This window comes from Variovorax multivorans, assembly GCF_051216835.1.
GTDB lineage: Bacteria > Pseudomonadota > Gammaproteobacteria > Burkholderiales > Burkholderiaceae_C > Variovorax.
Genome location: NZ_JBPJZL010000001.1, coordinates 436326 through 450812 on the forward strand (window position 1 = coordinate 436326; position 14487 = coordinate 450812).

Sequence of the window (14487 nt, forward strand, 5' to 3'; positions counted from 1 at the left end):
TGTAATTAGGAGCACGAAATGAGCGTTACCATTTCCGATCTGGTTGAGAGAGTTAAAAGTCATCGTTGCTATTCCCACCCGATTTTCAAGAATTGGGTAAAGATCGAACCGGAGCCTCCTGTTGTGGGAGCCCTTTTCCACCAAATCCAGAGCTTCTGCGCGTCCACGCGTCCCGGATGGAGTTTTCCGGATGCGCTCAAGGAGCACGGGCTGCACAGGCAGAGCGAGCTGCTGGAAGAAATCGTCGAGAGCGAATCGGGCCACGGCCCCGAACTGGCAACGATGGCGGGATACATCGTGAACCAGTCGGCCGAAAAGCCCGTGTTTGCGGACCTCTACAACCAGGAGAAGGTCGAAGCGAAGCTCAAGGACTTCTCCAACCAGTTGCTCGGCTCCCTGCCCGGCTACGACATGGACACCGGGTTGACCGCGCAAGTCCGCAAGGCCATTGGCGTCTTCGATCACCGCAAGATGACGGACATCGAGAACACCTACCGGAATCTCGGCACCACGCTGGCGCTGGAAATGATCTCCAACCAGCAATTGATTCCGGGCGAAAAGTATTGCCTGGTGGACAGCGGCATCTACAACGCCGATCTCGAGGTGCCTGAAATGCACTACCTGCTGGAGCACTGGGGCGAAGTCGGCGCCGAGCAGCACCACGAGCAAAACGCCCGCACCGCGGTCGAGCTGGCCCTGAAAACCGAGTACGCCCACTTGGTCATCGAAGGCGCAGACGATTTTCTCGATTCGCTGACCGGCCTCTGGGACGTTCTGGATGCGGCATTGCTGCAATCCGGTGTCGCCGCAGAGCAGAGAAAAGTGGCTTACGTATAACGGCGGCCCCAAGCCTGGTTGTCATATGGTCGCCTATCTGATTGGCCGGATGTCCATTGTGGACCCGGATCAATACAACCAATACAAGCAACTCACGCCCGGGATCATAGAAAAGTTTGGAGGCAGGTTTCTGACGCGGGGAGGCGAGCGCATGCATTTGGAAGGCGCTCTGGATGATCGGCGCGTGGTTCTTGTTGAATTCAAATCTGCCGATGCGGCGAGAAAATTCTACGAATCGCCGGAATACACCTTTGCGAAGGGATTGCGAAAGGATGCTGCAGCCGATATGCAGCTCATGGTGATCGAGGGATTTGAATAGCGATAGCTCTTCGCCCTGCCCTTTTGATGCTTTAAAAAACAAACTGGCTGGCACGACCGATGGAGACCCGGTCGTGCCGGAATGAAATATGACGACTATTGCCCTACCTGTTGCTTCAAAAAGCAAAAACTTCTTTTCTTTCGTTGCGCTTCTGCTTGGCGCGGCGGCGTTGGCGCTGGGTGGCGTTTTTCTTCGCCACAGCGAATTGCCTCCGACCGCGAGCGCGGTCTATCGGGTTGCGTTGGCAATTCCGATTTTCTTCCTGCTCGACATGCTTGCGGCAAGAGCCGAACCAGTGCGCGCGACCGGCTCGCCCTCTGAAAAAATGCCGGCCATTCCGGTCAAGCTCATTCTTGTCGGCTTCATCTTTTCCGGGAATCTGGCGCTTTATCACTGGTCGATGACGCTGACCACGCTGGCCAATTCCAATCTTCTTGCCAACCTTGCTCCGATCTTCGTGGTGCTTGGGTCCAACCTGTTTCTGGGTAAAAAGTTCAAGCCCGGCTTCCTGTTCGGGATGCTGTTTGCGCTGGCCGGCGCATTCATCCTGATCGGGCATCGGCTGGATTTTGGTTCGACCTATATGGCGGGAAATCTGTTAGGACTTTTGACCGCAGTTTTTTACGGCTCGTATCTCCTGGCGGTCAGCCTTGTGCGCTCGAACTATCGGACGATGACCGTCATGGCATGGAGCAGCGTCGGTACGTTGATCATTCTCCTGCCCATCACGCTCCTGCGCGGCGAGTCGCTTGTTCCGCACACGATCAACGGAATGCTGATGCTGCTGGCGCTGGCAGTCGTCTCGCACGTCGGAGGCCAGGGCCTCATTGCCTATGCGCTGGCCAAGCTTCCGGCCGCGCTTTCTTCAATCACCCTGCTGATACAGCCCGTCATTGCAACCGTGCTCGGCGCCTATCTGTTCCATGAATATCTGAGCGCCACCGAGTTTGCGGGGGCCGTGATCATTCTGATCGGCATCGTTACCGCACGACGATTTTCTTAAGCGTTTCCGTCAACCGAGGAATTCATGTCTCCTTATCTCTGCCATATCGAACCTGATTGCTTTCAATTCGAAGCCAATGTCATAGCGCGCCGCCCGAATGCGGTTCTTCTCGACCGGTCTTTCTTCTATCCGGGCGGCGGTGGGCAATTGGCGGATCGCGGCACGCTGCAATGGAATGGTGGCGAGATCAAGATCAGCCGGGTCGAAACGGAGGGTCGCAATGCATGGCACGTCTTCGACGAAGCTGAAACCGCCTCCATTCCCGGCGACAAGGTCGTCGCCAAAGTGGACCAGGATTTCCGCTTCATGATGAGCCAATTGCACACGGGCCTGCACATCCTCAATGCGCTCGTCTATCAGCGCTTCGAGGGCTCGCTGGTAACGGGCGTGCAAATGGCGGCCGACGGCACGGCCCGCATCGACTTCGACCTGCCCGCGGCCGACAACAACGAACTGCGCATGCTCGAGCCCGAGCTCAACACCCTCATCTCCGACGGGCTGCAGGTGAATGCGGTTTACCTCGACGCGGCCGGACTCTCGCGCGAACCTGGGGTGCTCCGCAGCCGTTCTGTAGCACCACCGAGCCAGGACGACGGCACCACGCGCATCATCGAGATCGTGGGACTCGACCGGCAGGCCTGCGGCGGAACGCATCTTTCGAAGACTTCGCAATCGGCACCGTTGCGCATCCTGAAGATCGAGAACAAGGGGCAGCACAACCGGAGGATCCGGATCGGCCTGGTCAAATAAGACGAGCGAGCCATGCCGCCCGTTGAACCGCCCCCCTCGCGCCCTCTGCCCGAGGGCTTTTTGCCTCCGAACTGCACGTTCTCCGAGCAAGACTGGCCGGTTCTGGCCAGGCAGTGGTTTCCGGTCTCACGTGTCGACGAGGTGGCGGCAAAGCCCAGGCAGATGATCTTGCTTAACCTCAGGTTGGCCATCTATCGCATGCCTGATGGCATTCGCATTGGCCGAGACATGTGCCCGCATCGCGGGCTGCCATTGAGCACGGGGCGCATCGAAGACAACGAGCTGGTCTGCGCCTATCACGGCCTGCGCTACGGGTCCGATGGGCAATGCCGCAAGGCCCCCGAGAAGCTTGCACTCAAGACGGTGGAATGCTTCAGGATCACGATGTTTCCGGCTGTTGAACGCCATGGCCTTGTCTGGACTTGCCTGATCCCTCAAGGCGAACCGAGAATACCGGATATTCATTCGACGATTGAAGCTTCCGACCTGGAGCATCCGGCATCGCCAATCAAACTTCGATATGAAGATTGGATGAGTTCGGCAAAATTCGATTTTTCAATCGATAAGATAAAGATCAATCCCGAGCATCACCAATCGCTGCAGGATCTCGCACTGAACGAGTACCAAAGGCTGTTCAGCGAGATGGGATTGATTACGACGGCACCCGCATTGCAGCCGTCCCGCGCCTGATCTTGCGGCGCCAAATTTTCACCAATATCACCGCGTCTCCCGATGTCATGCTGTGCCCAACAGCGAGGCCATCACATGACGCAATCATTCCGCCAAGCAAGCCCTGAAGTTCTGTCGCTCACCGATGCGGTGCTCGACGTTCCTCCAGTAGAGCTATCGCTATATCTACATCGCTTGCTGCTGTTTCTAGCCTGCGCTCCCAGGCATTGATGCGGCAGCGGCCCTGGAGCAGGCCGCGTCCGCATTCGTTCACATCGAAACTCAAAAAACAGATAAATAAATGACCGTCTTCTCTACCGAGTCCTTTGCGGACCACGAACAGGTCGTCTTCGTATCCGATGATCGGGTCGGGCTCCGGGCCATCATCGCCATTCACAGCACCCGGCTCGGGCCGGCCCTGGGCGGATGCCGCATGTATCCCTACGCCGACGAAGCTTCCGCCCTGCGCGATGTGCTTCGCCTGTCGCGTGGAATGACTTTCAAGGCCGCGGCTGCGGGACTCGGCCTGGGCGGCGGGAAGTCGGTGATCCTCGGCGACCCGCGCAAGAGCAAGACGCCCGAACTGCTGCGCGCGATGGGCGTGGCGGTCAACCGCCTGGGGGGCCGCTACATCACCGCCGAAGACGTTGGTACCACTGTCGCCGACTTCGCCTGGGTACGGCAAAACACCCGGCACGTGGTCGGCTTGCCGGAAGAACTGGGCGGCACCGGAGATCCTTCGCCGACCACGGCATTGGGCGTCTATCACGGCATCGTGGCCAGCGTCGCGCATCGGCTGGATCGTGACCTGCATGGGCTGTCAGTGGCAGTGCAGGGCCTGGGCAACGTCGGCTGGAGCCTGTGCCGGTTGCTCGCCGCCGCAGGGGCGCGCCTCACGGTATCCGACGTCGATGCGGCGCTCGCGCGCAAGGCCTGCGCCGAGTTCGATGCGCAGGCGGTCGAACCCGACGCGGTCTACGCCGTTCAGGCCGACGTGTTCTCTCCTTGCGCGATGGGTGCCGTCGTGAACGATCGAACCCTGCCGCAGATGAAGTTCCGGGTGATCGCCGGCGGCGCCAACAACCAGCTGGCCGGCGACGAACATGGCAGGCAGTTGCGCGACAAGGGAATCCTGTACGCGCCGGACTTCGTGATCAACGCGGGCGGCCTGATCCGTGTGGCGTCGGAGCACGAGGGATTCAATGCCGCAAAGGTGGATTCGCAGGTGAAAGCCATCGGCGCCACCCTGCACCGGATCTTCGAACTCGCTGAACGCACCGGTACACCGACCCAATCCGCAGCCATGCAGCTCGTGCAGGAGCGGCTGGGCGGCGGCAACTCCGGCAGAAGCATGAACAACGGCAACAACAGCGCCAGCAATGCCCTGGCCGAGCGTGTCGCATGACCACCATCGAGATCCTCAGAACCCTGGTGGCATTCGACACGACCTCGCATCGCTCGAACCTCGACCTGATCCACTGGATCGCCGACTACCTCGCGGGACACCGGGTGAAAGTGCACCTCGTGCACAGCGAGGACAAGCGGAAGGCCAACCTGCTCGCCAGCATCGGCCCCGACATGGCGGGCGGCATGGTGCTCTCCGGGCACAGCGACGTCGTACCCGTGACCGACCAGAACTGGAGCGCCAATCCCTTCACGCTGGTCGAGCGCGACGGCCGCTTCCACGGCCGCGGCGCGGCGGACATGAAGGGCTTCATCGCCGCCTGCCTGTCGGCCGTGCCTGCCTGGCAGCGGCGTCCGCTGGGCCGTCCGATCCACCTTGCTTTCTCTTATGACGAAGAGATCGGGTGCCTCGGCGTTCCGGAGCTCGTGAACCGCTTGAAGACGCAAGTGGAAGCCCCCGCGCTGGCCATCATCGGCGAGCCGACCGAGATGCGGATCGGCGTCAGGCACCGGGGTTTCTTCGGGCACAGGGCGCTTTTCAGCGGACTCCCTGCGCATTCGAGCGACCCGTCGCTTGGCGCCAGCGCGATCGAGCCTGCCGCCTACCTGGTCACCTGCCTGGCCGGACTGCGGCGCAGCTTTGCCAGCCGGGGTGGCGAGGCCACGATCAACATCGGCCGGATCGACGGAGGCACCGCCATCAACATCGTGCCGGGGTGCTGCGAGGTCTTGTGGGAGTTTCGTCCGCAAGATGAAGCGGCTGCGGAACTCGTGCGCGATACGGTCCGGGATGCGCTGATGGACCTTCCCGCTGGCGTCACGGTCGAGGCCATGCAGGTCGCGGGCGTGCCGGCGCTGTCGGCACGCGACAACGACGCTGCGGTCTCGGTCGCGCGCGAACTCGGCGCGCTCTGGCCGGAGGCAGACCTGCCATTCGGCACCGAGGCGGGCTTCTTCCAGCAGGTCGGCATTTCAACGGTGGTTTGCGGCCCCGGCTCCATCGCGCAGGCGCACCAGCCGGACGAATGGATCTCCGCAGCCCAGCTGCAGGCGGCCGATCGCTTCATGCAATCGGCCGGTGCATGGGCGCTCGCCGAAGCCGATATCTCACCCGCCCCTTCTCTCAAGACAGCATGAAAAATCTCGACGCAGCCACGGTGGCTGATGCCACCAGCGCCTTCGGCGCGCTCGCCTCCAACGAGCCCCACGATGCAACGCGCCGGATGATTCCCGCAGCGGTCATCGGCAACACGCTCGAGTGGTTCGACTTTGCCGTCTACGGCTTCTTCGCGATCACGATTTCCAAGCTGTTCTTCCCCACCGGCGATGAAACCTCTTCGCTGTTGCTGACCGTAGCGACCTTCGGCGTGGGCTTTGTGATGCGGCCGATCGGTGCGGTGATTCTTGGCGCGCTCGGCGACACGCACGGGCGCAAAGCCGCACTGTCGACAACGATCCTGCTGATGGCGCTTGGAACAGCAATGATCGGCCTGGCGCCGACGTACGCCGATGCAGGCCTCTGGGCGCCCGCGTGGATCGTGCTGGCGAGGCTGATCCAGGGCTTCTCCGCCGGCGGCGAGGTCGGAGGGGCAACGGCGTTTCTCGTCGAGCATGCGCCGAAGAATCGCAAAGGATATTTCGCAAGCTGGCAGCAGGCCAGCCAGGCCGGTGCGCTTCTGCTCGGCTCGCTCTTTGGCGCGACGCTCACGGGAATACTGAGTCCCCAGCAGCTGGAAGCGTGGGGCTGGCGAATCCCGTTCCTGTTCGGCCTGATCATCGGCCCGGTGGGCTGGTACATCCGCGCCAAGACGCGAGAACCCGCGACCTTCGAGCGGGCCAAGGCGGCCAACCAACAGGCGTCCCCACTGAGGCAGGTGATGGGCTCGTACCGCAAGGAAATCATTGCCGGGTTCGGCGTCACCATCGTGTGGACGGTGTGCACGTATTTCTTTCTGGTCTACATGCCGACGTATGCCGTGCGCACGCTGAAGCTGCCGCAGAGTGCATCGCTGTGGGCGAATGGCGCCGGGCTCCTGGTGCTGGTTGTGCTGGCGCCGGTTTTCGGCGGGCTCTCGGACCGGATCGGACGCCGGCCGCTGTTGATCGGGTTCGCCGCGGCGATCCTCGTGCTGGCCTATCCGGCGCTCTGGCTGCTCACGGCCTTTCCGAGTGCCGCGACCTTGACGGCTGTGCTGGTCGTATTTGCCGTGCTGATCGCCGGGTTCACCGGCCCTGCCCCCGCCGCCATGGCCGAGCTCTATCCACCGCAGGTGAGGTCCACGGGGCTTTCGATTGCGTACAACTTTGCTGTCACGATCTTCGGTGGCTTCGCGCCATTCATTGCCACGGCGCTGATCGCCCGGACCGGGAGCCCGCTCGCCCCCGCGTGGTACGTGATGTTCGCTGCGGCCGCCAGCCTGGTGGCGCTCCTGGTCGGAGGTTCGGCCCTGCGCAGCAAGGCTTAGTGCCAAAGTTCTTTTCTGCCATGGGCTCGGACAGAAAAAAGCCCAGCAGCTCGAAAGCTACTGGGCTTGATTGGCGGAACCGGAGGGATTCGAACCCTCGATGAGGCTCTACACCCCATACTCCCTTAGCAGGGGAGCACCTTCGGCCACTCGGTCACAGTTCCTGAAAGAAGCCGAGATTATGCCATCACTTAGGCGCTCGGTTGGTCGAGATCGAACGCTTTATGCAACGCTCGCACGGCCAGTTCCATATATTTTTCGTCGATCACGACCGAGGTCTTGATTTCGCTGGTCGAGATCATCTGGATGTTGATGCCCTCTTCGCTCAGCACGCGGAACATCTTGCTCGCCACGCCCACGTGGCTGCGCATGCCGATGCCGACGATGCTGACCTTGCAGATCTTCGTGTCGCCGACGATCTCGGTCGCGCCCAGCGAGGGCATGACCTTCGACTGCAGCAGATCGATCGTCTTCGCGTACTCGTTGCGATGCACGGTGAAGCTGAAGTCGGTCTTGCCGTCCTTGCTGAGGTTCTGGATGATCACGTCGACTTCGATGTTGGCGTCTGCCACTGCACCGAGGATGTGATACGCGATGCCGGGCTTGTCGGGCACGCCGAGCACCGAGATCTTGGCTTCGTCGCGGTTGAATGCGATGCCGGATACGACGGCTTGTTCCATGTTTTCGTCTTCCTCGAAAGTGATCAGCGTGCCGGACTTGGCCTCTTCATTGATGTCGATGTCCCACGGCGTGAAGCTCGAAAGCACACGCAGCGGCACCTTGTACTTGCCGGCGAATTCCACCGAGCGGATTTGCAGCACCTTGGAGCCCAGGCTCGCCATTTCGAGCATCTCTTCGAAGCTCACGGTCGTCAGGCGACGCGCATCGGGCTCGACGCGCGGGTCGGTCGTGTAGACACCGTCGACGTCGGTATAGATCAGGCATTCGTGCGCCTTCATGGCCGCGGCGATGGCCACGGCCGAGGTGTCGCTGCCGCCACGGCCCAGCGTGGTGATGTTGCCGTCGTCGTCCACGCCCTGGAAGCCGGTAATGACCACCACCTTGCCGGCGTTCAGGTCGGCCATCACGCGCTCGTCGTCGATGCTTTCGATGCGGGCCTTGGTGTACGAGTTGTCGGTGCGAACCGACACCTGCCAGCCCGCATAGCTCACGGACTCGACGCCCTCGGCCTGCAGCGCAATGGCCAGCAGCGCCGACGACGCCTGCTCGCCGGTCGAGGCCAGCATGTCGAGCTCGCGGTTGTGGGCCACGCCGGGTTTGCTGGGCGCCAGTTCCTTGGCCAGGCCGAGCAGGCGGTTGGTCTCGCCGCTCATGGCACTCGGAACCACGATCATCTGGTGGCCTGCGCGCGCCCACTTGGCGACGCGCTTGGCGACATTCTTGATGCGCTCGGTCGAGCCCATCGACGTACCGCCGTATTTGTGAACGATCAATGCCATGGGTGAAATCAGAGAAAAGGAAAGGGCCGCTTGAAAGGCGGCGCCCTGCAAGCTGTCAGAGCAAAGTCTTTGGCGAGGGCGGAGCATTGTACCAATGCAGGAAATCGCCCTGCCGCTCGGCGAAACCGGCGGCCACCTTGAGGTGGATGCGGTGGCCGCGCGTGGTGCAGGCGCGGACCTGGTCGAGCAGCTGATCGAGCTGCGCGGCGCTGGGGGCGCAGCCATGCGACTGCATCAGCCAGTGGCGCAGCACGTTGGCCTGGCGGGCGCGCGACAGCGTCTGCAGCGTCGCAATGCGCGGCGGGTCGCCCACGGCGTCCAAGTCTTGTGCCGCCAGCTCGCTCAACAACTGCTGCGCCTGCGCGGCGTGGCCGGCGCTTCGCGCAAAGGTGGCGCGGAACTGCGGAAATGCCTGCTCCAACGCGGGCAGCAGCACGGAGCGGATCCTGTTGCGGGTGTAGCGCGCGTCGTCGTTGGTCGGGTCTTCGATCCACGGCAGATCGCGGCCGGCCAGCCATTTGCGGATGTCGGCGCCGGCAACCGCAAGCAGCGGCCGGTAGATGTCGAGCCCGTGGCGTTGTGCATGCACCGGCATGGCCGCCAACCCCGGCAGCCCGGCGCCGCGAGACAGCGCCAGCAACAGCGTTTCGACCTGGTCGTCGGCATGGTGCCCCAGCGCTATGGATTTGATAGCCGCCCTCGCCCCATCAGCGCGCGCCATCTCGGCAAACGCCCCATAGCGAGCACGGCGGGCCGCGTCTTCAGGGCTGTCGCCCAGCGCATGCCTGGCATCGACGCGATGAACGACCAGCGGCACGGCCATGCGCTCGCACACGGTACGGCAATGCTGCTCGAAGCCGTCGGCCGCAACCTGCAGCCCGTGATGCACATGAAAGGCAAGCACCTGCCCCGGCCAGCGCGATGCGCAGGCGGCCAGCAAGGCGGTTGAATCGGCACCGCCGCTGAACCCCACCGCCAGCGGCCAGTGCGCCGGCTCGAACGCGGCAATGGCGCGTTCGAAAGCGGAGTTCATGACAGCGCCCGCGCGTTATCTGCCGGTGTCGGCCTTGGTGTCGTTGAAACGGCCGTAGCTCTGCAGGCGCTCGTAGCGGCGCTCCAGCAGTTCCTTCGGCTTCAGGTCGCTGACCTGACGGAAGGCATCGTTGAGCGCGCGCTTGAGAAACGCAGCCATCTGGCGATGGTCACGGTGCGCGCCGCCGACGGGCTCGTTCACGATCTTGTCGACCAGGCCCAGTGCCTTGAGACGGTGCGCGGTGATGCCCAGCGCATCGGCCGCTTCCTGCGCCTTCTCGCTGGTCTTCCACAGGATGGAAGCGCAGCCTTCGGGGCTGATGACCGAGTAGATCGAGTACTGCAGCATCAGCAGCTGGTCGCCGACCGAGATGGCCAGCGCGCCGCCGGAGCCGCCTTCGCCGATGATCGTGACGATGATCGGCACTTCGAGCTGCGCCATTTCGAAGATGTTGCGGCCGATGGCTTCCGACTGGCCGCGCTCTTCGGCGTCGATGCCGGGGTACGCACCGGGGGTGTCCACGAAGGTGAACACCGGCAGCTTGAACTTCTCGGCCGTCTTCATCAGGCGCAAGGCCTTGCGGTAGCCCTCGGGCTTGCTCATGCCGAAGTTGCGCGCGGTGCGCTCCTTCGTGTCGCGGCCCTTCTGATGGCCAAGCACCATGCAGGGCACGCCGTTGAAGCGAGCAAGGCCGCCCACGATCGACAGGTCGTCCGAGAAATGCCGGTCGCCGTGCAGTTCGACGAAATCGGTGAAGATTTCGTTGACGTAGTCGAGCGTGTAGGGGCGCTCCGGATGCCGTGCGATCTTGGTGATCTGCCAGGGCGTCAGGTCGCTGTAGATGTCCTTGGTGAGCTGCTGGCTTTTCTTGCCGAGCTGATCGATTTCTTCAGAGATGTCGACCGCGGATTCGGTCTGCACATAGCGCAATTCTTCGATCTTTGTTTCGAGTTCAGCAATGGGCTGCTCGAAGTCGAGGAAGGTTCGTTTCGCCAACGTCTTCTCCTGTTGTTCAGTACGCGACCGGTACGGGGTCGAGCGATCGCCAAATATACCAAGTCGCCACGCTGCAATATGGTGCCCAGGCCACGGCGACGTCGCGGGCATCGCTTCGGCTGACGGGATCGCCCGAAAAATAATTGACGCTGATGCCGTTGAGCAGCCCCAGGTCGTCTACAGGCAGCACATTCGGGCGCATCAGGTGGAAGATGAGGAACATCTCTGCCGTCCAGCGGCCGATGCCGCGAATGGCCACGAGTTCTTCGATGATGAGCTCGTCCGACATGTCCTTCCACGCATCGACGTGGACCATGCCCGAATCGAAATGCAGGGCCAGGTCGACGAGGTACTCGATCTTGCGCGCCGACAGCCCCGCCCCGCGCATATCGTCGACCTTGAGCTTGAGCACGTTGGCCGGCGTCAGCTTGCGCGGCAGCGCGGCAAACTTGTCCCAGACCGATTGCGCGGCCTTCACCGAAATCTGCTGACCCACGACGCTGCGCGCGAGCGTGGTGAACGCATCACCGCGCGATTCGAGGCACGCGTCGCCGAACTTCGGAATCAGCCGCTTCATGACGCGGTCTTTTCGCGAGAGGTGCTTGCATGCCTCTTCCCAATAGTCCGGCGTGTAGATCTGAACGCTGGTCTTCTTGCTGGCGGGCATGGGGTTCGTCGTTCCGTTCACTGCGCAGCCGCCCAGGTCGTGCCCGTGGGCGAATCCTTGAGCACGATGCCCTGCTCGAGGAGTTCCTGGCGAATGCGATCGGCTTCGGCGAAGTTCTTCGCGGCCTTGGCGGCGGCGCGCTCCGCGATACGAGTCTGGATGGCCGCGTCGTCCAAACTGCTGCCGGCCTGCAGGAAGGCCCGTGGGTCGCCTTGCAGCAGACCCAGCGAGCCGGCCAGCGCCTTCAGCAAGCCGGCGATCTCGGCGGACTTGGTGCGGTTGACCTCGCCAGCCAGCTCGAACAGCACGGCAATGGCTTCGGGCGTGCCGAAGTCCTCGTCCATGGCGGCCTTGAAGCGCGCAGCGTAGGGCTGCGTCCAGTCGATGGCCATGTCAGCCGGGGCGACCAGGTCGAGCGCGGTGTACAGGCGCTTGAGCGAATTGCGGGCATCGTCGAGGTGCGCGTCGCTGTAGTTGAGCGCGCTGCGGTAATGCGTGCGCACCAGGAAGAAGCGCAGGCTCTCGGCGTCGTACTTCTGCAGCACTTCGCGGATGGTGAAGAAGTTGCCCAGGCTCTTGGACATCTTCTCGTTGTCCACGCGCACGAAGCCGTTGTGCACCCAGAAGCGCGACAGCGGCTTGCCGTTGGCGCCTTCGCTCTGGGCGATTTCGTTCTCGTGGTGCGGGAACTGGAGGTCCGCCCCGCCGCCGTGGATGTCGAAGGTCTCGCCCAGGGTGGCGCAGCTCATGGCCGAGCACTCGATGTGCCAGCCTGGCCGGCCTGTGCCGTAGGCGCTTTCCCACTTGGCGTCGGCGGGCTCGGTCGGCTTTGCGGCCTTCCAGAGCACGAAGTCGAGCGGATCCTGCTTGCCATCGAGCACGGCGACGCGCTCGCCCGCATGCAGCTCGTCGAGCGACTTGCCCGACAGCTTGCCGTAGCCCGGGAACTTGCGCACCGCGTAGTTCACATCGCCGTTGTCCGAGCGGTAGGCCAGACCTTTTTGCTCCAGCTTCTCGATGATGCCGAGCATCTGCGGCACGTATTCGGTGGCGCGCGGCTCGATGGTGGGCGGCTCGATGCCGAGCGCGCCGATGTCCTCGTGCATGGCCGCGATCACCTCGTCGGTCAGCTCGCGGATGGTGATGCCGCGCTGCACGGAGCGGGCGATGATCTTGTCGTCGATGTCGGTGATGTTGCGCACGTAGGTCACGGCGTAGTCGCTGGCGCGCAGCCAGCGCTGCACCACGTCGAACGCCATCATCATGCGGGCGTGGCCGATGTGGCAGAAATCGTAGACCGTCATGCCGCAAACGTACATGCGCACCTGTCCCGGTTGCAATGGGGAGAATTCCTCCAATTCACGCGACAGCGTGTTGTAGATGCGCAGACTCATGAGATTCGGAAAGCGTCGCTTCGCGCACGTACGGCACGGGCGAACGACGGTGTTTTTCAGGGGTGACGGGGACTGTGGTCGCGAGGGGTTGGACATGGCCCCTCGGCTACAATGAAACCAAGTATAAACGGCTGCCACCGCGCAGCGTTCGGGTGTTCCCCAAGCCCGCAAGCCTGCATCTCCCCCCATTTCCGCCGAGGCTTCATGAAGCACGCCGCATTCTCCAGACTCTCCATTGCCTTCGCACTGCTGTTCAGCCTGTGGGGCTCCGCCGTGCACGCCAACGAATACGACGACGTGAACGCGCTGCTGCGCCAGGGCAAGTCGAACGAAGCGCTCGCCAAGGCCGACACCTACATCGCCGGCAAGCCGCGCGACCCGCAGATGCGCTTTCTGCGCGGCGTGATCCTCACCGAGCAGAACAAGCAGGCCGAGGCCATCACCGCCTTCACGCAGCTCACGCAAGACTTCCCCGAGCTGTCCGAGCCCTACAACAACCTGGCCGCGCTTTATGCGTCGCAAAGCAAGTTCGACCAGGCGCGCAACGCCCTCGAGCAAGCCCTCAAGCTCAATCCGAACTACGCCACGGCGCACGAGAACCTCGGCGACGTGTACGCCCGCCTCGCGGCACAGGAATACGTGCGCGCGCAACAGTTCGCCAGCACCAACGCCAGCGTCGCTCCCAAGCTCGCGCTGATCCGCCAGATCTTCAGCTCGAAGGCCGAAGCCGAAGCGGCCGCCCTGCCCGCGCCGCCGGTGGTCATCCGCAAGCCGGTCGGCCGCACCAGCAAGTAATCGCCGCCGGCATGGGCCCCGCCAAGGTGCCCGCCGCGCAGCGCCGTCCCTTCATCCGCACATGGAGCCCCGTTTGACGACTCACACCCTCTCCCGTTTCAGCCGCCGCAGCGCCCTCGTCCTGGCCGCTGCTCTCACGTTCGCCGCCACGGGCTATGCGCAATCGGCCGCGGCACCGCGCGTCAAGCTCGCCACCTCGGCCGGCGACATCGTGGTCGAACTCGACGCAGCCAAGGCGCCCAAGTCGGTCGAGAACTTCCTGCAGTACGTCAAGGACAAGCACTACGACGGCACGGTGTTCCACCGCGTGATCGACGGCTTCATGATCCAGGGCGGCGGCTTCACGGCCGACCTGCAGCAAAAGCCCACGCGCGCACCCATTCCGCTGGAAGCGAGCAACGGCCTGAAGAACGACAAATACACGATCGCCATGGCCCGCACCGGCAACCCGAATTCCGCGACCTCGCAGTTCTTCATCAACGTGAAGAACAACGATTCGCTCAACGCGCCCAACCCCGACGGCTACGGCTACACCGTGTTCGGCAAGGTCGTTGCCGGCACCGACGTGGTCGACAAGATCCGCGCGGTGGCCACCGGCAACAAGGGCGGCATGCAGAACGTGCCGCTCGAAGCCGTCACCATCAAGTCCGCCACGCTGCTGGCCAAGTAAATTCCTTTCCCTTTCTCAAGCAGGA

Annotated in this window: 15 protein-coding genes and 1 tRNA gene; 10 read left to right on the forward strand and 6 right to left on the reverse strand. The window is 62.9% G+C overall.

All coding sequences use genetic code 11. From position 1 onward, the window contains the following. The first annotated feature begins 18 nt into the window (after positions 1 to 18). The 8 genes from ACSFCA_RS02060 to ACSFCA_RS02095 all read left to right on the forward strand — a co-directional run bounded on the left by ACSFCA_RS02060 (position 19) and on the right by ACSFCA_RS02095 (position 7447). A complete protein-coding gene (locus ACSFCA_RS02060; RefSeq protein ID WP_093056417.1) occupies positions 19 to 837 on the forward strand; it encodes a hypothetical protein in 819 nt (272 codons plus the stop codon). Positions 838 to 862: 25 nt separating this feature from the next. Beyond that, positions 863 to 1156 (forward strand): DUF1330 domain-containing protein, encoded by a 294-nt coding sequence (locus ACSFCA_RS02065; protein ID WP_097199017.1) that lies wholly within the window; start codon positions 863 to 865, stop codon positions 1154 to 1156. A gap of 88 nt (positions 1157 to 1244) precedes the next feature. Further along, positions 1245 to 2159 (forward strand): DMT family transporter, encoded by a 915-nt coding sequence (locus ACSFCA_RS02070; protein ID WP_258354370.1) that lies wholly within the window; start codon positions 1245 to 1247, stop codon positions 2157 to 2159. A gap of 24 nt (positions 2160 to 2183) precedes the next feature. Then, positions 2184 to 2909, forward strand: coding sequence for an alanyl-tRNA editing protein (locus tag ACSFCA_RS02075; RefSeq protein ID WP_258354369.1), 726 nt, complete (start codon positions 2184 to 2186; stop codon positions 2907 to 2909). A gap of 12 nt (positions 2910 to 2921) precedes the next feature. Next, positions 2922 to 3599 (forward strand): Rieske 2Fe-2S domain-containing protein, encoded by a 678-nt coding sequence (locus ACSFCA_RS02080; RefSeq protein ID WP_435458446.1) that lies wholly within the window; start codon positions 2922 to 2924, stop codon positions 3597 to 3599. 280 nt (positions 3600 to 3879) lie between these two features. After that, entirely contained in the window at positions 3880 to 4983 is a 1104-nt protein-coding gene (locus ACSFCA_RS02085) for a Leu/Phe/Val dehydrogenase (RefSeq protein ID WP_435458447.1), read from the forward strand. Further along, positions 4980 to 6119, forward strand: a complete 1140-nt coding sequence (gene argE / locus ACSFCA_RS02090) for an acetylornithine deacetylase (RefSeq protein WP_258354366.1) — start codon at positions 4980 to 4982, stop codon at positions 6117 to 6119. Before ACSFCA_RS02085 ends, argE begins: the two co-directional genes overlap by 4 nt. Next, positions 6116 to 7447, forward strand: a complete 1332-nt coding sequence (locus ACSFCA_RS02095) for an MFS transporter (protein WP_435458659.1) — start codon at positions 6116 to 6118, stop codon at positions 7445 to 7447. The genes argE and ACSFCA_RS02095 overlap by 4 nt, the downstream gene beginning before the upstream one ends. 71 nt (positions 7448 to 7518) lie before the next feature. On the opposite strand, the gene ACSFCA_RS02100 is transcribed toward ACSFCA_RS02095, so the two are convergent. The 6 genes from ACSFCA_RS02100 to cysS form a co-directional block, all read right to left on the reverse strand. Further along, positions 7519 to 7611 (reverse strand) — tRNA-Ser (locus tag ACSFCA_RS02100). Between the two features lie 27 nt (positions 7612 to 7638). Next, complete coding sequence (locus tag ACSFCA_RS02105; protein WP_093056409.1) at positions 7639 to 8907, reverse strand: aspartate kinase; 1269 nt, start codon at positions 8905 to 8907, stop codon at positions 7639 to 7641. Positions 8908 to 8962: 55 nt separating this feature from the next. Continuing rightward, a complete protein-coding gene (gene tilS / locus ACSFCA_RS02110) occupies positions 8963 to 9940 on the reverse strand; it encodes a tRNA lysidine(34) synthetase TilS (protein WP_435458448.1) in 978 nt (325 codons plus the stop codon). 15 nt (positions 9941 to 9955) lie between these two features. Continuing rightward, positions 9956 to 10936, reverse strand: a complete 981-nt coding sequence (locus ACSFCA_RS02115; RefSeq protein ID WP_093056407.1) for an acetyl-CoA carboxylase carboxyltransferase subunit alpha — start codon at positions 10934 to 10936, stop codon at positions 9956 to 9958. A 16-nt stretch (positions 10937 to 10952) separates the two neighbouring features. Beyond that, a complete protein-coding gene (locus ACSFCA_RS02120) occupies positions 10953 to 11603 on the reverse strand; it encodes a DNA-3-methyladenine glycosylase family protein (protein ID WP_093056579.1) in 651 nt (216 codons plus the stop codon). Between the two features lie 17 nt (positions 11604 to 11620). Next, positions 11621 to 12997: a cysteine--tRNA ligase gene (cysS, locus tag ACSFCA_RS02125; RefSeq protein WP_435458449.1), complete on the reverse strand. Its 1377-nt coding sequence runs from the start codon at positions 12995 to 12997 to the stop codon at positions 11621 to 11623. Between the two features lie 204 nt (positions 12998 to 13201). Here cysS and ACSFCA_RS02130 point away from each other — a divergent pair, with 204 nt between their 5' ends. Then, positions 13202 to 13792 (forward strand): tetratricopeptide repeat protein, encoded by a 591-nt coding sequence (locus ACSFCA_RS02130; RefSeq protein ID WP_093056405.1) that lies wholly within the window; start codon positions 13202 to 13204, stop codon positions 13790 to 13792. A gap of 61 nt (positions 13793 to 13853) precedes the next feature. Beyond that, the gene (locus ACSFCA_RS02135; protein ID WP_435458450.1) at positions 13854 to 14462 is read left to right on the forward strand and encodes a peptidylprolyl isomerase; all 609 of its coding nucleotides are present in this window, start codon (positions 13854 to 13856) and stop codon (positions 14460 to 14462) included. Positions 14463 to 14487: the final 25 nt, after the last annotated feature.